21 protein-coding genes are annotated in these 23,786 nt (G+C 63.0%); 8 read left to right on the top strand and 13 right to left on the bottom strand.

Features of this window, described 5'->3' with window-relative positions; all coding sequences use genetic code 11:
• Positions 1-138 precede the first annotated feature (138 nt).
• Both asnB and CXQ94_RS06555 read left to right on the top strand, forming a co-directional pair.
• Positions 139-2,823 carry an asparagine synthase (glutamine-hydrolyzing) gene (gene asnB, locus CXQ94_RS06550; protein ID WP_104087459.1) on the top strand — a complete coding sequence of 895 codons (2,685 nt, stop codon included), beginning with the start codon at positions 139-141 and terminating at the stop codon, positions 2,821-2,823.
• 92 nt (positions 2,824-2,915) lie between these two features.
• Positions 2,916-3,611, top strand: coding sequence for a GNAT family N-acetyltransferase (locus CXQ94_RS06555; protein WP_104087462.1), 696 nt, complete (start codon positions 2,916-2,918; stop codon positions 3,609-3,611).
• Positions 3,612-4,097: 486 nt separating this feature from the next.
• Here CXQ94_RS06555 and pdxS read toward each other — a convergent pair whose 3' ends face one another.
• The 9 genes from pdxS to CXQ94_RS06600 form a co-directional block, all read right to left on the bottom strand.
• Entirely contained in the window at positions 4,098-5,000 is a 903-nt protein-coding gene (gene pdxS / locus CXQ94_RS06560; protein WP_104087465.1) for a pyridoxal 5'-phosphate synthase lyase subunit PdxS, read from the bottom strand.
• Positions 5,001-5,106: 106 nt separating this feature from the next.
• Positions 5,107-5,733, bottom strand: coding sequence for a phosphatidylinositol phosphate synthase (gene pgsA / locus CXQ94_RS06565; protein WP_104087468.1), 627 nt, complete (start codon positions 5,731-5,733; stop codon positions 5,107-5,109).
• A 9-nt stretch (positions 5,734-5,742) separates the two neighbouring features.
• Positions 5,743-6,273: an HIT domain-containing protein gene (locus CXQ94_RS06570; RefSeq protein WP_104088409.1), complete on the bottom strand. Its 531-nt coding sequence runs from the start codon at positions 6,271-6,273 to the stop codon at positions 5,743-5,745.
• Positions 6,274-6,302: 29 nt separating this feature from the next.
• The gene (gene thrS / locus CXQ94_RS06575) at positions 6,303-8,333 is read right to left on the bottom strand and encodes a threonine--tRNA ligase (protein WP_104087471.1); all 2,031 of its coding nucleotides are present in this window, start codon (positions 8,331-8,333) and stop codon (positions 6,303-6,305) included.
• A gap of 130 nt (positions 8,334-8,463) precedes the next feature.
• The gene (locus CXQ94_RS06580; protein WP_104088412.1) at positions 8,464-9,117 is read right to left on the bottom strand and encodes a response regulator transcription factor; all 654 of its coding nucleotides are present in this window, start codon (positions 9,115-9,117) and stop codon (positions 8,464-8,466) included.
• Complete coding sequence (locus tag CXQ94_RS06585) at positions 9,105-11,057, bottom strand: histidine kinase (RefSeq protein WP_146070243.1); 1,953 nt, start codon at positions 11,055-11,057, stop codon at positions 9,105-9,107. The genes CXQ94_RS06580 and CXQ94_RS06585 overlap by 13 nt, the downstream gene beginning before the upstream one ends.
• Before the next feature lie 99 nt (positions 11,058-11,156).
• Positions 11,157-11,840: a hypothetical protein gene (locus tag CXQ94_RS06590; protein ID WP_104087477.1), complete on the bottom strand. Its 684-nt coding sequence runs from the start codon at positions 11,838-11,840 to the stop codon at positions 11,157-11,159.
• Positions 11,841-11,934: 94 nt separating this feature from the next.
• Complete coding sequence (locus CXQ94_RS06595; protein ID WP_104087480.1) at positions 11,935-15,393, bottom strand: DNA polymerase III subunit alpha; 3,459 nt, start codon at positions 15,391-15,393, stop codon at positions 11,935-11,937.
• Positions 15,383-15,751, bottom strand: a complete 369-nt coding sequence (locus tag CXQ94_RS06600) for a DUF6504 family protein (RefSeq protein WP_219816994.1) — start codon at positions 15,749-15,751, stop codon at positions 15,383-15,385. The genes CXQ94_RS06595 and CXQ94_RS06600 overlap by 11 nt, the downstream gene beginning before the upstream one ends.
• A gap of 276 nt (positions 15,752-16,027) precedes the next feature.
• Between CXQ94_RS06600 and CXQ94_RS06605 the strand changes: the two genes are divergently transcribed.
• From CXQ94_RS06605 to CXQ94_RS06615, 3 genes are all read left to right on the top strand, one after another.
• On the top strand, positions 16,028-16,534 hold the full coding sequence (locus tag CXQ94_RS06605) for a GNAT family N-acetyltransferase (protein WP_104087482.1): 507 nt from the start codon (positions 16,028-16,030) through the stop codon (positions 16,532-16,534).
• A 229-nt stretch (positions 16,535-16,763) separates the two neighbouring features.
• Complete coding sequence (locus CXQ94_RS06610; RefSeq protein WP_104087484.1) at positions 16,764-18,044, top strand: LCP family protein; 1,281 nt, start codon at positions 16,764-16,766, stop codon at positions 18,042-18,044.
• 13 nt (positions 18,045-18,057) lie between these two features.
• Positions 18,058-18,597 (top strand): hypothetical protein, encoded by a 540-nt coding sequence (locus tag CXQ94_RS06615; RefSeq protein ID WP_104087487.1) that lies wholly within the window; start codon positions 18,058-18,060, stop codon positions 18,595-18,597.
• A gap of 10 nt (positions 18,598-18,607) precedes the next feature.
• Here the strand turns inward: CXQ94_RS06615 and CXQ94_RS06620 are convergent, their stop codons facing one another.
• The gene (locus CXQ94_RS06620) at positions 18,608-19,333 is read right to left on the bottom strand and encodes an SOS response-associated peptidase (RefSeq protein WP_104087490.1); all 726 of its coding nucleotides are present in this window, start codon (positions 19,331-19,333) and stop codon (positions 18,608-18,610) included.
• A gap of 100 nt (positions 19,334-19,433) precedes the next feature.
• Here CXQ94_RS06620 and CXQ94_RS06625 point away from each other — a divergent pair, with 100 nt between their 5' ends.
• From CXQ94_RS06625 to CXQ94_RS06635, 3 genes are all read left to right on the top strand, one after another.
• The gene (locus CXQ94_RS06625) at positions 19,434-19,691 is read left to right on the top strand and encodes a mycoredoxin (RefSeq protein WP_104088415.1); all 258 of its coding nucleotides are present in this window, start codon (positions 19,434-19,436) and stop codon (positions 19,689-19,691) included.
• 129 nt (positions 19,692-19,820) lie between these two features.
• Entirely contained in the window at positions 19,821-20,906 is a 1,086-nt protein-coding gene (locus CXQ94_RS06630) for an S-(hydroxymethyl)mycothiol dehydrogenase (RefSeq protein WP_104087493.1), read from the top strand.
• Entirely contained in the window at positions 20,906-21,514 is a 609-nt protein-coding gene (locus CXQ94_RS06635; protein ID WP_104087496.1) for an MBL fold metallo-hydrolase, read from the top strand. Before CXQ94_RS06630 ends, CXQ94_RS06635 begins: the two co-directional genes overlap by 1 nt.
• Here the strand turns inward: CXQ94_RS06635 and CXQ94_RS06640 are convergent.
• Genes CXQ94_RS06640 through CXQ94_RS06650 form a run of 3 tightly spaced genes read right to left on the bottom strand, consistent with a single transcriptional unit; the run spans position 21,507 to position 23,600 of the window.
• A complete protein-coding gene (locus tag CXQ94_RS06640; RefSeq protein WP_104087499.1) occupies positions 21,507-22,220 on the bottom strand; it encodes a lipoate--protein ligase family protein in 714 nt (237 codons plus the stop codon). The two genes, CXQ94_RS06635 and CXQ94_RS06640, sit on opposite strands and share 8 nt — an antisense overlap.
• Positions 22,217-23,035, bottom strand: a complete 819-nt coding sequence (locus CXQ94_RS06645; RefSeq protein ID WP_104087502.1) for a thioesterase family protein — start codon at positions 23,033-23,035, stop codon at positions 22,217-22,219. Before CXQ94_RS06645 ends, CXQ94_RS06640 begins: the two co-directional genes overlap by 4 nt.
• A 19-nt stretch (positions 23,036-23,054) precedes the next feature.
• A complete protein-coding gene (locus tag CXQ94_RS06650) occupies positions 23,055-23,600 on the bottom strand; it encodes a DedA family protein (protein WP_258066810.1) in 546 nt (181 codons plus the stop codon).
• Positions 23,601-23,786: the final 186 nt, after the last annotated feature.

Genomic DNA, 23,786 nt, shown 5'->3' on the forward strand with positions numbered 1-23,786 from the left:
CACTCACTTTTCCATCATAGGTGGGCGGAATCTCACACAGTGCACATCTCTTACGCGCCGCGACGCTTGGCAGGCTGCCAAGCCACAAGCCGGTAGCATTGACCGAGGACTGACGTACTAAAGATGAGGTAAGCGAGTATGTGCGGAATCGCCGGTTACTACGGTTATGGAGCGGATGAAACGCTCCTGCAGGAGATGAACGCGTGCATTGTGCACCGCGGCCCCGATGGTGAGGGCATCTACACGCATGGCAACGTGGGATTGGCGCACCGTCGCCTGTCCATCATCGATGTGGCCCACGGCCAGGAACCCATGTACAGCGCCGACGGCGAAACGGTTCTAATCTACAACGGCGAGGTCTACAACTACCTTGACCTGCGCGCCGAACTTGAGGCCTTGGGACGGACGTTCTCCACCAAGTCCGACACCGAAGTGGTACTCCAGTCCTACGAGGAATGGGGCGACGCGGCCTTCGATAAGTTCAACGGCATGTTTGGCTTCGCCATCCACGACCGGAAAAACAACCGCCTGGTTTTGGCCCGCGACCACTTCGGCATCAAGCCGCTGTATTACGCAACCTCCGGCACACCCGAAGCGCCCACCCTGTTGTTCGGCTCGGAGATCAAGCCGCTGCTGGCTGCCGCCAAGATCGACACCGCCGTCAACGAGCGGATCCTGTTCCGCTACCTGCAGTTCCGCATCCACGACGAAGAGGCCGAGACCTTCTTCGAGGGCGTGCACAAGCTGATGCCCGGCGAGAAGCTGGTGCTGAACACGGTGGACACCGAGGCCGGCCCGGCCGGCACCATCACCATCAGCCCGTACACCCGGTTCAAGGAAGAACTGGCTGAACTGGCCAAGATTGAAACCCCTTACTCCAAGGCCGTCATCGACGAATACCGGGAACGGTTCACCGAGGGTGTCCGCCTGCGCCTGCAGTCAGAGGTCCCCGTGGGTACCGCCCTGTCAGGCGGACTGGACTCATCCGCCGTCGTGGTTACCATCAACAAGCTGATGCAGGAAAAGGCGGCCGCCACGGACTCCCTCGGGGCCCAGCAGCAGACGTTCTCCGCGGTGTTCCCGAACTCGCTCAATGACGAGGAAAAGTACGCCGACGCCGTGCTTGCCCGTTGCGAAGGCAACGTCATCAGCCACAAGATCCGCCCGCAGGCCTCCGAATTTGTTGAGGACCTGGAGGACTTTGTGCGCACCATGGAGGAGCCCATCATCTCCTCGGGCCCGTACGCCCAGTACCAGGTGATGCGGGAAGCCTCCAAGCACGTCACCGTGCTCCTCGACGGCCAGGGTGCCGATGAGATGATGGCCGGCTACATCCCTTACTACTTCGCGTACCTGCGCCAGCTCAAGAAGAACGGCCAGAACGCGAAGCTCGCCAAGGAACTGGTTTCCAGCTCGGACATCCTGTTCCGCCTGGCCCGTTTCCGCATTCAGGGAGCCCTGACCTTCAAGAAGGCCGCCGGGATCACTCCCCTGTTGAACAAGAAGTTCACGGCCCAGTACAAGTCTGAGACGTTCTCCAACATCCCGGACAACTTGAAGCTGCGTCTCATTGACGACCTCTTCCACAAGTCCCTGCCGGCAGTGCTGCGCTACGAGGACAAAAACACCATGCGCTTCTCCTTGGAGGGCCGCGTGCCGTTCCTGGACAAGGAAGTGGTGAAGTTCCTCTTCAGCCTCTCCGATGAGTCCATCATCAAGGGCGGTTGGAACAAGCGCATCCTGCGTGACGCCACCCGCGATCTGCTGCCCGAGATGATCAGCAACCGTCGCAACAAGATCGGCTTCACCACCCCCGAGGCCGAATGGTTCGGGTTGATGAAGGAAAAGATCTACGAGATCTTCCTGTCCTCCTCCTTCGGGTCCCGCCCGTACTGGAACCAGGACGCCGTCATTTACGCGTTCGAAGAATACTTGAGCGGCAAGTCCGCCGGGTCCACCATGGTCTTCTGGCGCCTGATCAACACCGAGCTGTGGCTGCGCGAATTCTTCGACGAGCCCGAGGTTAAAGCCGGGATTATTGGCAAGAGCGACTACGTGCCCAACGCCGAGAAGTCCCTGGACATCACGGTTCCGGATAACGCCGGCACGTTCCGCCGCTACCCGCTGCGTACAGAGGTTTTCTACAAGGAAACCGATTTTGACCCGGCCGTGATGACGTACATCAAGCGCTTCTTCGACGGGCTTCCCGACGCCGGTGCCGAGCACCTTGCTGCGACCGCCGACACGCCGTGGTACTTGTTTGTCTCGGAAAAGATCGTGGCCATGACACAGGGCCGCTCCATCCCGGTCTGGGACATCAAGGTGAGCGGCGCCGCCCGCTTCTTTAGCAAGTTCGTCACCCGCAACCCCGGCGGTATTGGTCTGGCCAGCCCCTGGTCCATGCAGCTGGCCATCGACGAGGTGGGCCTGCCGCGCATCATGTATGCCTCCGCCCGTAGCGTTTTGGGCAAGTTGCAGGGTAAATCGGGCGTGTTCTATGAGGTTGTGGGTCACAACATCAACGCGATCGACGGCGCCGCCGGCTACCAGGTGGGCACCTCCACCCACTCGGTGAAGTACGCCCCCCTAGACCCCGACGGCGTCGCAGCGCGCCTGAGTGCCTTGGTGCGGGACCTGGTGCCTGCTGAGTACGCCGCCACCTTTGCCGGCACAGCCATCATGGACGCCAACGACCTTGGCGTGGTGGCCCTGGGCCACGACACCAAGCTGTCCAAGACCGTCCTGCAAGACATCTTCCGTGACAACCCGCAGGGCCAGACGACCGAAACGACACCCATGTCGCTGGTCTTCACCCAAAAATAGTCACATTGCGCGCAGGCGCGGCACGGGGCGTGATCCCTGTGCCGCGCCTGACATCGTTAACACCCTCCGCACCACCAGAATCGAGACTCACCATGGTCACCCTTGCCGACTGCCAGCGAACGCAACATGCCTGGTTCAAGGCAGTTGCCGAAGCTACTGGCGGGCGATCATTTAGCACGCACCGGATGGAATGGGTGTGGCTGCCTCGGACCCGGGAGATGCTCTGCATGTTCCCGACCGAAATTAATGAAACGGGGCTGCTTCCGGCTCTTGCCGAGGCTGAACGGCGTGGCGCCACCGTGGTGGGCGTGTGGCTCAATGCGGCCGTTAAGGGCACCATGCTGGCCGACTACCGTTTCGAACCCGGTTGGCAGCCCTGGTGGATGACGCTTCCGTTGGATTTGGAACGGATCGTGGATTCGGTCGACGGCGATTCCAGGGTGAGCGTCAACAACCCTGCCGGTGCGGTGTGCGTTCTGGAACCCCGTCAGGCGTGGCTTGCCACGGCCCGGGTTGATGGTGAAGTGGCCGGGCAGTCGTACGTCTTCATGCCCCCCAACGAGCGCAAGAAGAATCTGGCGGGCATCTTTGACATGGAAGTGGCCCCGGAACACCGCCGTCAGGGCCTGGGGACACAGCTGCTGAACAAACTCTCGGAAACCGCGTTCGACGCCGGTGCCGAACATTTGCTGCTCAACGCCACGCCAGAGGGACAGCGGCTCTATAGGAACTACGGATTCGAACTCATCGGCAAGGGCCAGACGTGGTGGTATCACCTGCCCAGGTAGCCGCCCCACCCCCGACGCCGTATCACTTTTGGCGCACTTTAAGGCGACGCCGTATCACTTTTGGCGCATTTTTGGGCGACGCCGTATCAGGACGGTAACGGCGCAACTTGCCCGGTGATCCCCGCACGGTTTCCTTGACCGCGGCCACATTCGCGTTTTCGGCCGGAGAGGCAAACGTCTGCGGTTGTGTGCCGTACTGGGTCTGGAGCGGTTTGTTGTAAAAGCAGACAGGCACACAGCAGGGGTTCGTCGTCGTTCTTCACTGGCTTGGCCGGGTAAATCAGCAGTCCAGCAAAAGGTTGGACTACGGGGACAATCCTCGAGTCCGGGTGCTGCGAAAATGGCCACCAACGCAAACAGGTGAGGGAGAAATGAATCTCCCTCACCTGCTTGCTCATGAAGTGATACCGCGTTCCCGAAAAACACGCCAAAGGTGATACCGCGTCTGACGAAAACCCACCAAAAGTGATACGGCGTTGGTACCGGCTACCAGCCGCGCTCGGCCAGGCGGTGCGGCTCGGGGAGGTCGGCGACGTTGATGCCCACCATGGCCTCGCCCAGGCCGCGGGAGACCTCGGCAATGACGGAGGGGTCATCGTAGAAGGTGGTGGCCTTCACGACGGCGGCCGCACGCTGGGCCGGGTTGCCGGACTTGAAAATGCCGGAACCAACGAAGACGCCGTCGGCGCCAAGCTGCATCATCATGGCGGCGTCGGCCGGGGTGGCGATGCCACCGGCGGTGAACAGGACCACGGGGAGCTTGCCGGTCGCGGCAATCTCCTTGACGAGTTCGTACGGGGCTGCCAATTCCTTCGCGGCAACGTACAGCTCGTCTTCCGGCAGTGCAGCCAGTTTGGCGATCTGGGCGCGAATCTTGCGCATGTGACCGGTGGCGTTGGAGACATCGCCTGTGCCGGCCTCACCCTTGGAACGGATCATGGCGGCACCCTCATTAATGCGGCGCAGGGCCTCGCCGAGGTTGGTGGCGCCACAGACGAAGGGAACCTTGAAGTTCCACTTGTCGATGTGGTGCTCGTAGTCGGCCGGGGTCAGGACCTCGGACTCGTCAACATAGTCAACACCCAAGGACTGCAGAACCTGGGCTTCGACAAAATGCCCGATGCGAGCCTTGGCCATCACGGGGATGGACACCGCGGCAATGATGGCGTCAATCATGTCGGGATCGCTGGCACGGGACACTCCACCCTGGGCGCGAATGTCCGCAGGGACTCGTTCCAAGGCCATGACGGCGACGGCACCGGCATCCTCGGCAATCTTGGCCTGCTCAACGTTGACGACGTCCATAATAACGCCACCTTTGAGCATCTCGGCCATCCCGCGCTTTACCCTGCTGCTGCCAGTCACCGCTGATACATCGCTTGTAGACACAAAAAACCCCTCTGGGAAGGAACGAACTAGTGGAAACCCGAAAACGTGACATGTTTCACGGGTGCGCTCATTCTATTCCGGGGCCCAGAGGGGAGAAAAACGAGTGTTACTGTCCGTTCGGCACCGCTTGTGCCAGCGCCTGGCGACGCACCGTGCCCACCCGTTGGAAGATGGTCACCAGGCTGGCAATCGCCAGCAGGACCAGTACGACGGCGAGCACGGCTTGGGGAATTCCCAGGCCTACCAGCCCGGTCGCCACCAAAACAACCACGAGCCGGTCGGACCGTTCGGCAATGCCGACGTTGGCGGTCATGCCCAAGCCTTCGGCCCGCGCCTTCGCGTAGGAGACGATGGAACCAAGAACCAGGCACGTCAACGCCATGGCGGCAATGAAGTGGTTGTTTCCACCGGTGTAGAACCAGATGACGATGCCCGCGAAAACGGCGCCGTCTCCCACCCGATCTAGGGTCGAGTCAAGAAACGCACCCCACTTGCCGGAGCGGCCCAGCAGGCGCGCCATCAGCCCGTCAATAATATCGGAGAAAACAAAGATGGTGATGACCACGGTGCCCCAAAAAAGTTCACCCAGGGGGTAGCCGATCAGGGCGCCGGCGGCAACGCCGAGCGTGCCAATAATGGTCACGGCGTCGGGTGAAACCTTCAGGCGCACCAATAGCGCAGCAACCGGGGTGAAGATGGCCGCAAAGAGCGCGCGGGCGTACTTGTTGAGCATCAATAAACCCTATTCGACGGTGTTCCAGGCGGTGGCCACTTGCTCGCGCACGTCGCCCAACGTCTGGGTGATGGCCTTGGTACCGGCAATGATCGGCAGAAAATTTCCGTCGCCACCCCAGCGCGGGACAATGTGTTGGTGCAGGTGGGCCGCAATGCCGGCACCGCCTGTCACCCCTTGGTTCATGCCCAGGTTGAACCCGGAAGGGTTGGCAACGGCCCGCAAAACCCGCATGGCCTGCTGGGACAGTGCCGCAAACTCGGCAGTTTCGGCCACCGTCAGGTCCGTGTAGTCGGGGACATGACGGTAGGGGCACACCAGAAGATGCCCGGGGTTGTAGGGGAAGAGGTTCAGCACGACGTAGGCAAGCTCGCCTCGGAAAACAATCAGCGACTGCTCGTCGTCGCGGGACGGCGCCTCACAGAAGGGGCAGTCGTGGCTGCCGGTGACTTGCTCACCACTTTTGACGTAGGCGAGCCGGTGCGGCGTCCAGAGCCGTTGGAACGCATCAGGAACTCCTGGGAGTTCAAAATCATCCATCACCGGCCCGGACGCCCCACCGAGTTCACTCACGCTGTGCGGTTCCTGACTGCTTCAACAATCCGGGCAACAGCCTCTTCGACGGGCACGCCGTTGTCCTGGCTGCCGTCGCGGAAGCGGAAGGAAACCGCGTTGGCGTCGGCGTCGTCCCCGCCCGCGATCAGAACGAACGGGATCTTGTCCTTGCTGGCGGTACGGATCTTCTTCGGGAAGCGGTCGCTGGAGATGTCCACCTCGGCACGGATGCCAGCCTTCTTCAGCTGGGCGACGACGTCGAACATGTAGTCGTTGAACGCCTCTGCGACCGGGATAGCCACTACCTGAACGGGTGAGAGCCAGGCCGGGAATGCGCCTGCGTAGTGCTCGGTCAGCACACCCATGAAGCGTTCCACGGAGCCGAACAGGGCACGGTGGATCATGACGGGACGCTGGCGGGTGCCGTCGGCGGCCTGGTACTCAAGCTCAAAGCGCTCGGGCAGGTTGAAGTCCAGCTGGATGGTGGACATCTGCCAAGTGCGGCCCAGCGCGTCCTTGGCCTGCACGGAGATCTTGGGGCCGTAGAACGCGGCACCACCGGGATCGGCCACGAGCTCAAGCCCGGATTCGCGTGCGACGTCGGCCAGAGTTTGAGTTGCCTCCTCCCACACTGCGTCTTCTCCCACAAACTTTTCCGGATCCTTGGTGGAGAGCTCCAGGTAAAAGTCGTTCAGGCCATAGTCCTTGAGCAGGGACAGGACAAAGTTCAGTGTCTCGGTGAGCTCATCCTTCATCTGCTCCTTGGTGCAGTAGATGTGGGCGTCATCCTGTGTCATGCCGCGCACACGGGTCAGGCCGTGCACCACACCTGACTTCTCGTAGCGGTACACCGAGCCGAACTCGAAAAGGCGCAGCGGCAGTTCACGGTAGGACCGTCCGCGAGAGCGGAAGATCAGGTTGTGCATGGGGCAGTTCATGGGCTTGAGGTAGTAGTCCTGGCCGGGCTTGCGCACCGTGCCATCCTCGTTCAGTTCCGCATCTACGTGCATGGGCGGGAACATGCCGTCCCGGTACCAGTCGAGGTGGCCGGAGACCTCATACAGGTTTGCCTTGGTGATGTGCGGGGTGTAGACAAAATCGTAGCCGGCCTCAACGTGGCGCTTGCGGGAGTAGTCCTCCATCTCCTTGCGGATGATCCCGCCCTTGGGGTGGAAAACGGGCAGGCCGGAGCCCAGCTCGTCGGGGAAGGAGAACAGGTCCAGTTCGACGCCGAGCTTGCGGTGGTCGCGGCGTTCAGCCTCAGCGATACGCTCCTGGTACGCCTTCAACGCGTCCTTGGTGGGCCATGCCGTGCCGTAGATGCGCTGGAGCTGCTGGTTGTTCTGGTTGCCCAGCCAGTAGGCGGCGGAGCTGCGGGTCAGTGCGAACGCGTTGGAGATCAGCTTGGTGTTTTGCAGGTGCGGGCCGCGGCACAGATCACACCACAACACGTCGCCGCTCTTGCGGTCGATGTTGTCGTAGATCGTGATGTCGCCGGCGCCGACCTCAACGTTGACACCTTCACCTGCGGCGTCGGCGTCGGAGGCCTTGCCAAGAAGTTCCAGCTTGTACGGCTCGTTGGCCATGGCCTCGCGGGCCTCATCCTCGGAGACCACGCGACGGGCGAACTTTTGGTTCTGGTTGACGATCTTGAGCATCATCTTCTCAAGGGTCTTCAGATCCTCGGGCGTGAAGGGCTCGGTCACGTCGAAGTCGAAGTAGAAACCGTCGGTGATGTACGGGCCGATGCCGAGCTTGGCGTCGGGGCGCAGCTGCTGCACGGCCTGAGCCATGACGTGGGCTGTGGAGTGGCGCAGCACGTTCAGCCCGTCCGGGGAGTCAATCGTGACACCTTCAACGACGGCGCCATCGTCCAGCGGCTGGTCCAGGTCCTTCAAGACCCCGTCAACGCGGGCAACAACGACCTCGCGACGTTCAAAGAACAGTTCCGCGCCGGTGGTGCCGGTGGCCACCGTGGTCGCAACGCCCTCGACATTAATGGTGATCTGTGTATCCACTGGCACGGTAACTCCTTGATTTGTCATGTACGGCTCCATGTTTAAGCAACATACGGGGGTTGCTGTGAGCCTCTTTGATGGTATCGGTTCACCGGCACAGCAACCAACACGGCATGCCAGCTCCCCCGACCAACCCAGTCCAACCCTGGCAGGGACGCTAGTGGCCGTCACGCAGGGCCTGAAGATAGGTGACGACGGCGAGTACCCGGCGGTGGTCGGTCTCCCCGCCATAGAGGCCAAGCTTGGCCAGGATGCTGCCCACATGTGTTTCCACTGTGCGTTCGGTGAGCACCAGCCGCCGCGCTATGCCAACATTGTTGCGCCCCTCAGCCATCAGTTTGAGCACCTCGCGTTCCCTCGGACTGAGCGCGGACAGCCGGCTGTCGTTGCGCCCCGCCGTCAGCAGGGCCTGGACCACATCCGGGTCAAGGGCTGTGCCACCGTCCCGGACACGCTCCAGCACATCCAGGAAGTCGGCGACGTCCAGGACGCGGTCCTTGAGCAGGTAGCCAAAGTACCCTGCGACGGCGAGCGTTGCCGCGTACCGTGTTTCGATCCGCTGGGAAAGCAGGACCAGTCCCAAGGTGGGGAATTCCTTCCGAAATACGACGGCCGCCAAGGCACCGTCGTCCCGGTTCGACGGCGGCATGCGCACGTCCAGGACGGCGACGTCCGGCTGGTGCTCACGGACGGCGCTCTGGGCTGCGTCTGCATCCGCCACGGCGGCGACGATCTTGTGTCCGGTGTCTTCCAACAGCCTGGACAAGCCGTCGCGGAACAGGGCGGAGTCCTCGGCGATTACAAGTCGCATGGCAGCCACGCCTCCACTACTGTGCCACCGCCGCGCGGACTCAATAGCGAGAACGTGCCTCCCAGGGCGGCCACCCGGTCTGCCAGACCGGCCAGCCCGCCGCCGGCCCGGGCCACGGCCCCACCTGCTCCGTCGTCGCTAACATGCAACCAGACCCCGCCACTGTGACCCTCGGCCCTGAGCTGGACGCGAGTGGCGCTGGCATGTTTGCTCGCATTGACCACGGCCTCACTGGCAACGAAATACACAGTGGCACGCACTATTTCCGGGGCTGCCTCGAGGGGGCCGGACAGTTCCAGGCCAACGGGGGCACCCGGGCGGCCGGCAAGTTGTCGCAGGGCCGACGACAGGCCGTCGTCAAGGCTGCCCGGTTGCAGTCCCCTGGCAATGCGGCGGATTTCCGCAATCGCGGCCGCCAGATCATCCACGCCCTCGTCCAGTGCCGCAGCGGCATCGGACGCCCCAGCGGGCAGGTGCCGCTGGATCAGCCGCAGAGACAGGCCCAGGGCCACGAGTTGCTGCTGGACGCCGTCGTGCAGGTCACGTTCCAACCGGCGGCGTTCCTCGTGGGCGGCACGCACAATACGTTCGCGGCCCGCTTGGGCCTCCGCCAATGCGGCCGCCAGTGCTTGCCGGTGGCGGGCAAGTTCGACCATGGGCGCCGCCGCGGCCAGGGCTTCGCGGCGCGGGCCGCCATTGGAGGAGCGCACCGCCCCGATGACCTGCCGGCCCAAGATGATGGGGGCCGCTTGGCCCGCTTCGCTCGGCAGGCCGGCCACCCCGTACAGTTCTGTGCCGCCGTCGCCCGTGAGCGGGACCAGGCCCACCTGCAATCCCGGATCCCCGAGCGCGGAGGCCAATACGGCAGCCAACTCCTCAGGGACGGCCTCCCCCGCAGCAATGCGTGACTGCAGCTTGGCGATAGCCGAAAGGACATGCTCGTTTTCCGGATCAAGCCACAGTCCCAGCACATGGTTCAACTGGTGCCACGAAACCAGGACCAGCACCGTGGCAGCGGCTGCCACCACGGTGGCGGCGGTCAGCGGTTCCTTTCCCTTGAAAAGGAATCCGGCCAGGGCCGCAAGCCCACCCACCGTGGCGGCACCGGCGAAGCCTGCCGCCACCCGGACGGGCAGGGAGCCGGAAACTACCGCGTCCGCCCGCAACAGTGCCACGGCGACGGCGGCAGGCACCACGGTGTACATGGCGCTCAGGCCGATGCCTAACAGCAAACCCCCGCCTTCCCTTGGCCCACCGATCCAGCACAGGAGCAACGTTTCCGGGACCACTGCGGCGGCTACGGCCAGCCAGCGGATCTGGCCGCGGGTGCGGCCGTCGCCGTGCCGGTAGCGGCGCAGCATGGTGACGGCGCACAGCAGCAAGCACACCATGAACAGGCCCACGAGGGGGTAGCCCACGGCAGGCGCCCAGGCCGCCGGCGGCAGGATCCTGAAGTGCTCCGTGACCGGCTCATCGTAGGGGCCGGCCCAGGGCGCCACCAGGGTGAAGACGGCGGCCGTGGCCACCAGCACCGCTGCGATCCACCGGGTACGCCCCTCGATGCGACCCGCGGGGAAACACAGCAACACCAGGGCCCACGGAACGTACAGGAACATCCAAATGCCCTGGGACATAGTGGCCACCAGGACGGCGGTGCTGCCAAAATCCTGCGGAGATGCCAGGCCTGCCGCCATGACGACGTTGCCCGCGCCCACCACCACCAGGACCAGCCCGGCAGCCGCCAAAAATGCCCCCGCCGCGTCGTGGGGGCGGCTTCTGGCGATGAGCGGGCCCAACACCAGCCCGGGCAGGCCCAACAACAAGGTGGCGGCGAGCCAGCCGGCATCGACGCCAGCTGCAAACGCAACGGTGCCCGCCACCGCTGCCGCGAACAGTGCGAGTGACGGGGCAATCCAGGTGACCACCCGTGGCCATGCCATGGGCCCAGTGTAGAAGATGCGCCCACGTGGCGTCACTGGCGAATGCCTCATTGACAAGTGCGGCATTGACGCCACGCGGACGGCAGGTCCGGGCATGGTTCAGCTGCCCAGGACCTTGCGGGCCACCTGGAAGAAGCCCACAGCCATACACAGCGCACCCGTCACCTCAAACCATTCGACCCCCACCGCCAAGCCCGTGATGTGGAACAACGGCCACGCCATGATGAGCCAGGCGGCCCAGACCGGGATCACCTTGGCCCGCCACAGTGCCGCACCCAGCAAGGGCGTGCCGACCAGATTGCCCACCACAAACAACCCGAAGATCCAGATCGAGGCCCCGGAATCCTGGGAGGCGTCGATGGCTGCGGCGAAGGAATCCAGTGCGGTGCCCTGGGCCACTGCCGCGAGGTCCATGAACGTGGTTGCCACCACCCCAAAGTAGGCAATGTAGCCAAGGCCCATGATCCAGGCGGCGGTGACGGCCAGCTTCGGTGCCCGGGAGAGCGCAAGGTGACCGGAGGCGAACGCCGCCGGGACCATGCACAGGCAGGCAAGGAGGGCTGCCTGAGTGGCCCACATGATTAGTGTGGGGTGCGCCTGCAGCAGGGCCACCGTGTCCGGGCCCGTCGTGTCGCTGCCGCCATTGGCGGTGGCCAGTGCGTAGGCGGCGTCGGAGACGGCGATGAGCAGTGGCGCCAGGACCAAGGCCACGGCCGTGGGCCAGCGGCCAAGAATCGTTCGCTGTCGGAGTGTTGGTGCCGCGAGTGCTGTTGAGCTTGCCATGATTTTCCCTTACCCCTGAATGATCGGATTGGACACTTTTGAGCATGCTCCGTGCAAGCCGCCAGGGCATCCGTGCAGGTACGGGATTTTCGCGTCAGTGCAGTTCAGCTGGGCCCCAGGCCGCGGCCACGGGTGGCAGGGGCAGGGTGTCCGTGGCGGAGAGGTCCCAGGCCTCTAGTGCCTGCAAACTGATGCCGCGCGGGCCGGTGCGCCGGGTCAGCCCGCGGATGAGCAGCATGCGGGTGCCAAAGAGCAGCGGCCCGGATTTGTCCTGCGCCTCCGTGAAAAACGTGGCATCGACGCAGCCGGTGCCGTCGTCGATGCTGATGAACACCACCCTTTTGCCTCCTCGCATGGGCGGGGTTTGGGTCGCCACCCGCACTCCGGCCACCAGAACCTCGCTGTTGTTGCGCAGGCCCAGCAGCCTGTCCGACGTCGTCACCCCCAGCCGTGCCAGCAGCGGTCCGTAGCTGGTCATGAGGTGGGCGCTGGCATCCAGGGAGAGCAGGTCCAGTTCCGTGCGCACTGTCTCGGCCGGGGTGAGGGCTGGCAGTAGCGCCGGGAGGCCGCCCAGTTCCAGCTCCCCCAACGGCAGGTGCAGCTGTCCCTCCATGATCTGCCGGCGGCTGGGCGTGGCGGCGGGGAGGCTGTTGACGTGGGCCACCAGGTCCGCCCGGTTGGCCGTGTTGCCGCTGATGCCCTGGGCCTGGCGCTGCAGGGAGTCCAGGGCACCCAGTTGGGCCAGCCGTTTCAGGATGGGCCGGGACACCTTGCCCCTGTCGCGCAGATCGGCCAGGGAGTCATAGGGCTGGTGTGCCACGATGCGCTTGAGTTCGGCGCCGGAGAGCCCGTAGATGTCGGCTAGGCTCAGCCGGATGCCAATCACGTCCCCGACGGTTCGTTCGGCCCGGTACTCGCCGGTGCTGGCATTGATGTCAAGGGGCAGGATGGGGATTCCCATGCGTCTGGCCTCCGTCACCAGCAGGCGCCGCGGATACATGCCAGGATCGTGCTCCCACAGTCCTGCTAAGAACTCTGCCGGGTGGTGTGCCTTGAGCCAGGCCGACTGGTAGGTGGGCACGGCAAAGGCTGCGCCGTGGGCTTTGCAAAAACCAAAGCTGCCAAAGGCCTTCAGCGTCTCCCACACTTCCTCGATGACAGCCTGGCTGTAGCCGTTCGCGGTGGACTTGTCTCGAAAGGTTTTCTCCACAGCCGGTTCCTGTGCCGGGTTGCCAAGCCTGCGGCGGTGTTCGTCGGCCTCCGACAGTGAGCATTTAGTCATGATGTGAAAGGTGTGCAGCACCTGTTCATGGAACACCGTCACCCCATGCGTCTCTTGTAGCGCAGGTATGAGATCTGGGTGGGCATAGCGTGCGGGGGCAAAGCCTGCACGGTTTTCCAGGAAGGGTTTGACCATGTTCGACTTCATGGGCCCAGGTCTGAACAGGGAAATATCAATGACCAAATCGTTGAATTCGCGCGGCGCCATCTTCCCCACAAGTTCGCGCTGGCCAGGGGATTCAATCTGGAAGCAGCCAAGCGTGTGGGTGCTGCGGATCAGCTCAAAGGTGGGTTCGTCGTCGAGCGGGATGGCATCAAGGTCAATGTGGCCGCCCTCGCCAACATAGGCTGGCCCCTCTCCCGCAGCGTCGACAGGATGGTTTCCTGCCTCCACCACATCGGATTTGGAGGGGTGCAGGCGAATGATTTCACGGACCGCATACGCCATGGCGCTTTGCATACGCACGCCAAGGACGTCCAGTTTAAGCATGCCCATGGCGTCCATATCGTGTTTGTCGAACTGGCTCATGGGCAGTCCCATGCCGCTCGCCTGGACGGGGGTGCGGTTCAACAACTGCGAATCTCCAAGGATCACCCCGCACGGGTGCATGGAAATATGCCGGGGCAGCCTGTCCAGCCGCTCGGTTAAGTCCACCAGGAGATCGAGCTGGCCCTCCCCCATCCCTGCCATCCGGTTCCTCTCCACCCGCGCGGCAAAGTCACGCAGTTCCGGTTTCTCCGCCATGGCTTCCCTGAAGGAGCTGGCCGAGAACCGCCACAAGTCCTTCGCAATCCCGTCAATTTCCCCCTGCTCCATGCCCAGGGCCAGACCGGCATCCCGCACGGCGCCGCGGGCCCGGTAACCGTTTTGCATGCTCATCAAGGTCACACGTTGGGAGCCAAACTTCTCAAAAATGCGGTGATACACATTGTGGCGTTGGGCGCTTTCCACATCCAAGTCAATATCCGGCAAGGTGGAGCGGTCCCGGGAGAGGAACCTTTCAAAGAGAAGGTCATTGGCGATGGGGTCTACGGCGCTGATCCCCAGCAAGTAGTTCACCAACGACGACGCCCCGGAACCTCGCGCTGCCCGACGCACCCCCATGGTGCGGATCATCTCGGACACTTCGGCGACAGTGAGAAAGTAGGAGGCAAAGCCCAACTCGTTGATGGTGTCCAGTTCGGTGGTGAGCCGGACCCGGACATCCTCAAGTTCCTTGCCCCTGAGCCCCGGAAAGCGGTGGCTCAGGCCGGCGTTGGTGCGCTGCCACAACTCGGCGGCTGGTTCCTGGGTCAGGCCCAGAACCGAGGCTTCCGGTGTGGTGGGTTTTTTCCAGCCCAGATCCGTGGTGGGATCCAGCCGGCATTTGTCGGCAAGTTGGTGTGTGTTGGTCCACAGCTGGGTCAGCTCGGCAGTACCAAAACCGCCTTGATGGAGGATTTCCCGGGCAATCTTACGCATTTGCTCGGCGCTCTTTAGCCACCCCTGACCCGTGGGCTGCAGGTCATCAACGTGCCTTAACGGTGCGATTGCCCTTGCCGCATCTAGAACGTCAGCGGTAGGGGCATCCTCTGCACTGCCGTACCTCACGGCATTGCTGAGAACCGCCGGAACATCAAACTCTTCGGCCAGTTTCAGCAGGCGAACTGCGTGCGTAGTACTCAGTGGCGTGCCGGGTGCACTGAGATGGCTCAGTATCTCCACCGCCAGGGTGCCGGGAGGCATGGCGGCGTTCCAGGCCCGGAATTTGCTGCGGGGCAGTAAGTACCTGCGCCCATTCATGGCCCGGCCCACGTCCGAGAAAGGGCCCAGCAAAACCGTCAACGCCGGCGCCTTGGTGTGTGGATCGAGCACCCCTGCCGCAAGTTCGTCCAGGGTGAGCCCCACCGGTCCCCTGGGCCGGGCGTGGGCGGAGGAGATCAGCCGGCAGAGCGCCGCATAGCCAGCACCCGCGGCCAGGCTCTGCCCGCCATGGGCCAGGATAACGACTCTTCCGCACTCCACCAAGGCCTGCGGACCCGCACCCCGCCCTGCTGCACCTCCCTCGACCGCTTCCAAAACTGCCAGATCCACCCCCAGCAAGGGGTCAACCCCGGCAGCCATGCACGCCTTGACATGTTTGATTGCCCCATAGAGGCCATCCCTGTCGGTGTTCGCCACGGCGTCGGCACCGTCCGCAACGGCTGCTTGCACCAACTCCTCGGGCCAGGAGACACCGTAGTGGGCGCTATACGCGGAGGCAGTATGTAGGTGCACAAAGCTATGCACCATACCCTTGTTCCTCCTCTGGATTATTTGCCGCAGTCGGTTCATTCGCTTCATGGATCGCGTCATGGACCTTGATGACCCGCCAACGCTCAGCCGGAAGGTATTTCACCAGGTCCAAGGTCAAGAGCGCTGTCCCGGGCGGGGCGCCGTCACGGCGTACCTGGACCCGCCAAACCTCGCGGTCAACCAGTCCCACGCCGGTTCCTAGGGGTGCCCGGAGCTCCTCGTCCCACCAATTGCGCCGTTCGTACCAGCGCAATGGCTCTGCGGCGAGCGTGTAGGAGCGCCCCTGCCACAGAAGGTGCAGGGGCGTCCCTGCCGCGGTTTGCACCACATCAATACCGTCGCTAAAGGTGCCCATCCGCGCCCGTCACCTCCGCCCACGGCCCCTTCAACGCACATTATGTACGTAGGCCTATTGGTTAATTAGAATATATATTCTAAGAGATTTAAGTGTACGCTCACATCACGCGGCAAGAAAGCCGCCAATTGGGAAGAATTTCGCAAAGAGCGGGAACTAGTCAGCTCCACATTGCGTTATGCAGATAGCTGTCAGGGCGTGGGACGTCTAGCATGGCCTTATAGTCATCGACGTAACTTACGCTGCTGGCGACTCAACGATTTTAAGGAGCGTTCCATGACTGACATGGTCACCCTCATCGCTAGAACCGCACCCCTTGAACGGGAACTAAAAACAACGTACCGGTCGGCTAAAGAGTCCGATCTGCCCCGTCTGGGCGAGCTCTACTTCACCGCCTATGAGCCAGGTGTCGCCGGTGATTCCGTGCAGGCCGCCATCGAGGACATCAAGGCTTCCATGGCAGGGAAGTACGGGAAGTTCCTCGACAGCGCCTCCCATGTTGCCTTGGACGAGGACGGCAAAATCGTGGCGGCCGTGCTGGTGGTTGAGCACGCGATCGGCGACGACACACCCGACGCCCCGTTCATTATTGAGCTCATTACCGACCGCCAGCACCGCCGCCGCGGCCTGGCCGAGGATCTTGTGCTGGCCACCATGGACACGCTTTTCAATGAAGGCCAGCAAGATGTGGCCCTGCGTGTCAAGGAGTCCAACTCCGCAGCCCTTGCCCTCTACCTATCCTTGGACTTCCGTCGCTGGTCTCCCGAGGAGAACGAAGACTAAAGCCAAGCAGCGGCTCAATTTCAATCCCGTGGGCGTCAGTGCAATGGCGCGCCCACGGGATTTTTTTGTGACACCACAAACCCGCCCCAGGCTGTGAATCGGCTGGGACTTTGCCAAGGAACACCCTCCGCGGGCCGATTTTCCCAGCGATGCATGTGAGCATGGTCGAGGGTCGGCAACAGGCCGGCACGGACAATGCGGCTTGGGGGACGCGGCGAGGAGCACACCCTTGAGCTTGTACGAGCAACTTGTTTCCCGTGACATCGCGCGGAAACGTCGTCGGCGCATCACCTTATCCGTCCTGGCGGCCCTGGCGGCCATCGCCTTGGCGGTCACCGGTTATGTTGTATTTGTTGCCGTACAAGCGAACAACAACGTCAAGCGTTCCAATGCGCTTAGCGGCCTGGCCGGGGTGCCCAAGCTGAGCAAGGACACCAACATCTTGGTGATGGGCCTGGACTCCCGTGTCGACGAACAGGGAAAACCGCTGTCGGCCTCGCTCTATGACGCCCTCGACGCCGGGGACCAGAGCATCGGCGGTTACAACGCCAACGTCCTCATGCTGATCCACATCCCCGCCAACGGCCAAAAGGCAACGGCCATCTCCATTCCTCGGGACGACTACGTTCAGATTGAGGGGATCCCGGGGCAGTCCTTCGCGGCGAAGATCAAGGAAGCCTACGGCTACGGGCTGGCCGCCGAGCAAACAGCCCTGATAGCCGCAGGGAAGCCCGACAACGACGCCACGTACCAGCAGGCGCGCGACGCCGGCCGCAAGGCCGAACTGGCGACCGTTTCGGCCTTTTTGGGCAGTGTGTACATTGACCATTTTGTGGAGGTGACCATGGCCGGATTCTATGAGGTGGCCCAGGCCGTTGCGCCCATCACCGTCTGCGTGAACAAAGCCACGCAGGACACCTACTCGGGCGCCGATTTCAAGCAGGGCCTGCAACAAATCGATGCAAAGCAGGCCATGGCATTTGTCCGCCAGCGCAGGGACACCACCGATCCGAGCTATGAATTCTCCGACCTCGATCGCGAACGACGCCAGCAGGCGTTCATCGCATCCCTACTCCACCAGCTCAAGCAGGCGGGCACCTTTACCGACATCCCCAAGATGGAATCGGTTTTGAACGCCGTGAGCAAGAACATCGTGGTGGATTCGGGTCTGAATCTCATTGAGCTCATCCAGCAGGCGGGGTCCATCACCGGTGGGAACATCTCCTTCACCACCTTGCCCATCACCGGATTCGGTACATCCCCGTCGGGGGAGTCAATCAACACCGTCGACGTGGCCGATGTTCAGGCCACGGTCCAGGAGCTTCTCTCGCCAGCACCTTCTCCTACTCCGACGCCGGATGCCTCCCCCGCCGCCGGAACCCCCGCACCCGCCTCCCCACAGACGTCCGCACCAGACACCGCGGCAACGCCCGCACCCAGCACTGCGCCATCCACCTATTCCGACTGGACGGGTGCCTTGCAGGGCGGCTCCATCCCGTGTGTGAAGTAAGGCCGGACACACCATGACCACCGTAATTCTGGCCGCCGTTTTATCACTCGCGATTCTTGCCGGCGTCGCTCGGCTCCTCAGCGCGGGCCCACTCCCCGCCAGGGTCGACGCCGTGGCGCTCACCGTGGCAGCCGTGGCACCGGCACTTATCGTCTGGCAGTGGCCAGCGGAGGCGGGCGCCATCTGGGCTATTGCTTGTTGCGGGCTGTGGTTCCTGTGGCGTCTGGTGGCACCGCGCAAGGCGGAGCTACCCACTCCCGCGTCTGGCTCCGGCCGGGGCGCGGCCGCCTACAGGTTGCTGTTTGCCGGCACCGCCCTGTGGATCTCTTTCTCGCTTGCCGGCACCCACGCCTTGGGGCCCAGCGGGCAGCTGGGCAGCATCATGTTGCACATGTTCGCGGCCGTGGCCTTGGTCTTTGCCGCTGCGGCGTGGCTCTTGGGAACATTTGCCATGCCCAAAGACGCTGTTGGCGGGAAGATCCGCGCAACGGTGGGCAGTCACGAGGCGCTGGCGGCCGCCGCCGTGGCCCTCTGTTTTTTCGCGGTTGTTTAGCTCTACGCAACTATCCGTGGAGTGGCATGATCAGCTCGGGGCTGTCGTTGCGGACATTGCCAACCTCGGGCCCAACGGCGTCCAACTGCCATTGGGCTGCGATCCCAAAAGCTTGCGCCAGCACCATATTAAGCAGTGCCGCCGGGTCTCCCGCGCCCGGATCGAGCCACTGCACCATTCCCTCCCTGGTCAACGGCACAGGCAGGCGGTCGTGCAGGGTGGCCAGTTCGCCGTCGGGCGGGGACGGCATGGTCAAGATACTGCAAGAAAGCAGCCACAGGTCATCGTCACCGTCCTGCTTTGCAGGATCTTTCCACCACTCATACAACCCGGCAAAGGTGATCAGCGCGCCATCGTCGCTGTGCACAAAGTAGGGCTGCTTGGACTTGCCGTCCGGCAGTTTCTTCCATTCGTAGTACCCCTGCACGGGTACGGCGCAGCGCTTGGATTTGATGGCTGCCCGGAAGGTGGGCTTGTCCAGGACCGTCTCAGTTCTGGCATTGAATGCCCGCACACCCACGGCGGCATCCTTGGCCCACCGCGGCACCAGACCCCATTTGGCCACGTGGACCTGCCGGTGCACCACGCCGTCGACCAGGCGCTCCAGGACGATCGGCACATCCGTGGTGGGTGCCACGTTGTAGGAGGCCCGCAACTCCAGGCTGGCTTCCGCCTCCGCCTCCAGCTCAGCTACCAGGTCGCCAACCGCCTTGGCCATCACGTATCGTCCGCACATGCCTCCATGCTGTCACGGCTGCCACAAAGGTGGGAATAGCCGGGTCAGCCGGTAGCGTTGTCTCTAAGGAACCAAAAAACTTATGCCTAGGAGCAAAAACGTGGAATACACCCCCGAAGCCGGCACCATCACCATGTTCTCCACCGTTTGGTGTGGATATTGCAAGCGTCTGAAGAAGCAGCTTGAAGCCAAGGGGATCGGTTACACCGAAATCAACATTGAGGACACTCCCGGCACAGCTGAGCTGGTCGAGAAGCTCAACGACGGCAACCAGACGGTTCCCACCATCATTTACCCGGACGGCTCCTCGGCCACCAACCCGTCCTTGAATGACGTCATGGCGAAACTGGGCGTCTAGGCTCCCCCCATTTTTTGGTACGTCGCCGCACCACCACCTCCGATCAGGAAGTGTTGGTGCGGCGACATGCTTTTAAGCACTCCGTGATAGACAAGTAGCAAGCAATTCGTTACTTCAAGGAGCGTAAAAATGGTTCATAAGGTTCAAGGCGCCGTAGTGCTTTCCAAGGACGCCCCCGTCACGCTGGTGACCGTGCTTGTCCCGGACCCGGGCCCGGGCGAGGCCCTGGTGGATATCCTCACCAGCGGCGTCTGCCATACCGACCTGCACTACAAACAAGGCGGAATCAGCGATGACTTCCCGTTCCTGCTGGGCCATGAGGCCACGGGCGTGGTCAGCGCCGTGGGGCCCGATGTCACCAATGTGACCCCGGGCGACCGGGTAATCCTGAACTGGCGCGCGGTGTGCGGCAGCTGCCGCGCATGCGCCAAGGGCCAGGCGCAGTACTGCTTCAACACAGCCAATGCCACCCAGAAAATGACGCTGGAGGACGGCACCGTGCTCTCCCCCGCCCTGGGAATCGGCGCGTTCATTGAAAAGACGCTCGTGGCGGCCGGGCAGTGCACCAAAGTGGACGACGACGTCGACCCGGCGGCCGTGGGCCTGCTCGGCTGCGGCGTCATGGCCGGTTTGGGGGCCGCCATCAACACCGGCGGCGTCAAGCGCGGTGACACCGTGGCCGTGATTGGTTGCGGCGGCGTAGGTGCCGCGGCCATTGCCGGTGCCGCGTTGGCCGGCGCCACCACCGTCATTGCCGTGGACCGCGACCCCAAGAAGTTTGCCGCGGCCAAGGCCCTGGGTGCAACGCACACGGTTGATTCCTCGGTGGAGGACGCAGTAACCGCAATCCAGGCCCTCACCAACGGGTTCGGTGCCGATGTGGTGATTGACGCCGTCGGACGTCCCGAAACTTATACGCAGGCCTTCTATGCCCGGGACCTGGCTGGCACAGTGGTCCTGGTGGGGGTGCCCACGCCGGAAATGAAGCTGGAACTGCCGCTGCTTGACGTCTTTGGCCGGGGCGGCTCCCTGAAATCCTCCTGGTATGGGGATTGCCTGCCGTCGCGCGACTTCCCCATGCTGGTGGAGCTGTACAAGCAGGGCAAGCTGGACCTGGACACCTTTGTCAGTGAACGCATTACCATCGACGACATTGAAGCAGCCTTTGCGAAAATGGCGGAGGGCTCCGTGTTGCGTTCGGTGGTGGAACTCTAGTGGCGGCTCGGATCGAGCGGCTGGTCACCTCCGGCACTTTCTCCCTGGACGGCGGAACCTGGGAAGTTGATAACAACGTCTGGCTGGTCGGTGACGACGCCGAGGTGTACGTTATTGACCCCGCCCATAACCCGGAGGCCATTGCGCAGGCTGTGGGGACCCGAACCGTCAAGGCTGTCCTGCTGACTCATGGGCACGACGATCACATTCGCTTCGCCCGGCAGTTCGCGGACCTTGCCAAGGCGCCCGTGCTCATGAATCCGGCAGACCAAATGTTGTGGGAGACCATTTTCCCGGAAAACACCCCTGACGGGCCGATCAACGACGGCGACAGCTTTACCGTGGGAGGTACCACCCTAGTGGCCCTGCACACCCCCGGACACTCGCCCGGTTCGACCTGCTTTTACGCCCAGTCCCTGGGTACGGTTTTCACCGGCGATACCTTGTTCAACGGTGGCCCCGGGGCTACCGGACGCTCGTTCAGCGACTACCCCACCATCATCAAATCCATCACAGAGCGGCTGCTGAGCCTTCCGGCGGAGACGCTTGTCAAAACCGGCCACGGCGATTCCACCACTATCGGGGCAGAGGCGCCGGGAATCAGCTAAGTGAGGTGTGCCGCGCGTAGGCAGCCAGAACGGCTGCCTCCACCGCGTCAACGGTGACGCCGGGGATCAGGTCCTCGGCGGCACCGGCGGTGGCGGGATCCCACGCCAGGCCCAGGGCGTCGTAGGTGTCGACAAGGACTTCCCGGATGGGGGCGGAGTTCTCCACCACAATCACCGAGCTAAATAGCCAGGCCCCGGCAACCACCCGTTGTGCGGTCCCCACCAGTTTCACAGCCGGGGTACCGCTGGCGTTGCGGCCAAAGACGCTGTACTCGCCGGGGCAGTATTCGCCAGGAATTTCGCCCACGCCCGCGTCGACGCCCACGGAACGCAGGGCCTCTGTGAACAAGTCGCCGAAGAAGCCGAAACGGGCCTTCGCCAGGACCATGGCGTCGGCGTCGGGTTGAATGTGATCCACGATCAGCGTGCCTTGATGGTACGCCGCCGCACGGCCCCCAGCCTTGCGCACGGTGGCCGCAAAACCCCTGTCCGCCGAGGCTCGGGTTGCCGCCGCGAAGCCTGGCAGCCGCGTGTCACGCTGGCCAAACGCCACCGTGGGTTCCGGGCGGTAGAGGCGCAGCATGGCCGGGGTTTGGCCGGTCTTCACCTGGGCCAGCAACTCCAAACCATGGTTGAGGTCGGCCTCGGCACCCAGGGACACGCTCTGCCTGTGGACCGCCAGGTGTGGAGCCAGAAACTGGCTCATGCGGTCGGCGGCAGGGGTCGCACTGTCAGGATCTGTTCGGCACGGCCAAACGGGCCGTTGACGTCATGGAGGACCGAGGAGGTCAGGCCGATGCCGTCACCGGAAAGCGTGACACGCGTGTCCAAACCCAGCCAGTCGCCGACCGGTTCGCGGTGGATGTGCAGGGTCAAATCGACGTTGGGAAACATGTATCCGCCTGGTGTTGGCGATAGGCGGGCAGCTACCCCGTTGGCGCAGTCAACAAGCCCCAAAAGTGTCACCAGCGGCGAGGAGGGTTCGCCGTCGACCATGGCGTGGGCGCTGTGTAGCCAGACGCGTCCGCGGCCGGGCCTGTGACCGGGAAGCGCCCTGCCTTCGAGGGTCTTGATGAAACCGCCGGGCCACATCGTCATACCGTCCCAGGGCTCGGACTCCTCCCAAGACCCAAAAGGTTCATCCTCATAGGCTTCCACAGCGGTGGTATCGCAGGTGGCAAGACGCCAGGCCGTGACCCGGACGGCGGGGCGGCCGTCCGCCACCAACTCGGCTTGAAGCAACTCGATGGTCTTGCCCGGGCGCAACACGGTGGTTTCGATCGTGAACGCCCCCGCCGGGATCAATCCGAGGATGTCAAAGTTGAAGCGCGCAAGTCGCATGCCTTCACGCGGGGCAAAATCCTCTAATGCCCGCACCATGATGCCGGTGACCGGGGCCATGTGCTGCTCATGGGTGTTCCATGCGCCTTGGGCATGGCCGGTGGAAGCAAAGCGGTTCCCGCCCAGATGACGGTAGTAGGACTCCACGTCCACGTGAGTTTTTGTGGTGGTATCTTGCATGCCTACGACTCTACGTCAGTTAGGGGTTAGTCACCGAGGGCGCCACGATGGGGGCAGGATTCATCACGGGGCAGTCATCCAAGGCGCTCTTGTCCAGCTTGCGACGGCGGGACACCCGGAACAGGTGGACACCAAGCAAAACCGCTCCGACGGACAACACCAAAGCCATCAGGGCTAGCGGTGAACCCGCCGCTGCGGCCAGGGCGGCTTCGAAGGCTGCGATGCCGATGGTGGCGTAGATGCAGGCCCAGGCAATGGATCCAACAATAGTGGCGGGAATGTAACGGCGCAGGGGCATTCGACCCAAGCCGGCCGCCATGTTGATGGCCGTCTGGACCCCAATGGTCAAAAAGCTGACGCTGACAGCCGGTGCACCCCAGCGGGCAATGACTTTTTCGGCTCGAAGCACGGCCGGGGAGTCAAGGTACTTTTGCATTTTGGTTTTACGGCCACCGGCGGCGATGCCACGACCGGCCCAGTAAGTGCCATTGGAGCGCAGCATGACGATGACGAACAGGATCAGAAATGCCCAAGCAAACGGGAGGGAGAGGATGCTGTCCATCATGAGCGAGTACTACCCCCTGGGTAATCAAAATAAATTAGCCACAGAATGCTGAGCTATTAGTCTTGCCTAATCGTACCGAAGATAGGCGAGGTTGCCCTAATCTGAGCCTCCAGAACCCTCCCTGTCCAGTATGCACGGCCAAAGTTGTGGGATACCCCACAGAAGCCCTGATGGGGGCTAACATCG

The sequence above is a fragment of the Arthrobacter sp. GMC3 genome, from assembly GCF_002929305.1.
Lineage (GTDB): Bacteria > Actinomycetota > Actinomycetes > Actinomycetales > Micrococcaceae > Specibacter.

What these genes read in the sequence shown, in the direction of transcription:
- asnB (WP_104087459.1), top strand. Translation starts at nt 139, where the DNA reads ATGTGCGGAATCGCCGGTTACTACGGTTATGGAGCGGATGAAACGCTC.
- CXQ94_RS06555 (WP_104087462.1), top strand. Translation starts at nt 2,916, where the DNA reads ATGGTCACCCTTGCCGACTGCCAGCGAACGCAACATGCCTGGTTCAAG.
- CXQ94_RS06595 (WP_104087480.1), bottom strand. Translation starts at nt 15,393, where the DNA reads ATGGTGCATAGCTTTGTGCACCTACATACTGCCTCCGCGTATAGCGCC.
- thrS (WP_104087471.1), bottom strand. Translation starts at nt 8,333, where the DNA reads ATGACAAATCAAGGAGTTACCGTGCCAGTGGATACACAGATCACCATT.
- CXQ94_RS06630 (WP_104087493.1), top strand. Translation starts at nt 19,821, where the DNA reads ATGGTTCATAAGGTTCAAGGCGCCGTAGTGCTTTCCAAGGACGCCCCC.
- CXQ94_RS06570 (WP_104088409.1), bottom strand. Translation starts at nt 6,273, where the DNA reads ATGGATGATTTTGAACTCCCAGGAGTTCCTGATGCGTTCCAACGGCTC.
- CXQ94_RS06580 (WP_104088412.1), bottom strand. Translation starts at nt 9,117, where the DNA reads ATGCGACTTGTAATCGCCGAGGACTCCGCCCTGTTCCGCGACGGCTTG.
- CXQ94_RS06645 (WP_104087502.1), bottom strand. Translation starts at nt 23,035, where the DNA reads ATGCAAGATACCACCACAAAAACTCACGTGGACGTGGAGTCCTACTAC.
- pgsA (WP_104087468.1), bottom strand. Translation starts at nt 5,733, where the DNA reads ATGCTCAACAAGTACGCCCGCGCGCTCTTTGCGGCCATCTTCACCCCG.
- CXQ94_RS06585 (WP_146070243.1), bottom strand. Translation starts at nt 11,057, where the DNA reads ATGGCATGGCCACGGGTGGTCACCTGGATTGCCCCGTCACTCGCACTG.
- CXQ94_RS06590 (WP_104087477.1), bottom strand. Translation starts at nt 11,840, where the DNA reads ATGGCAAGCTCAACAGCACTCGCGGCACCAACACTCCGACAGCGAACG.
- CXQ94_RS06650 (WP_258066810.1), bottom strand. Translation starts at nt 23,600, where the DNA reads ATGATGGACAGCATCCTCTCCCTCCCGTTTGCTTGGGCATTTCTGATC.
- CXQ94_RS06615 (WP_104087487.1), top strand. Translation starts at nt 18,058, where the DNA reads ATGACCACCGTAATTCTGGCCGCCGTTTTATCACTCGCGATTCTTGCC.
- CXQ94_RS06640 (WP_104087499.1), bottom strand. Translation starts at nt 22,220, where the DNA reads ATGAGCCAGTTTCTGGCTCCACACCTGGCGGTCCACAGGCAGAGCGTG.
- CXQ94_RS06600 (WP_219816994.1), bottom strand. Translation starts at nt 15,751, where the DNA reads ATGGGCACCTTTAGCGACGGTATTGATGTGGTGCAAACCGCGGCAGGG.
- CXQ94_RS06605 (WP_104087482.1), top strand. Translation starts at nt 16,028, where the DNA reads ATGACTGACATGGTCACCCTCATCGCTAGAACCGCACCCCTTGAACGG.
- CXQ94_RS06620 (WP_104087490.1), bottom strand. Translation starts at nt 19,333, where the DNA reads ATGTGCGGACGATACGTGATGGCCAAGGCGGTTGGCGACCTGGTAGCT.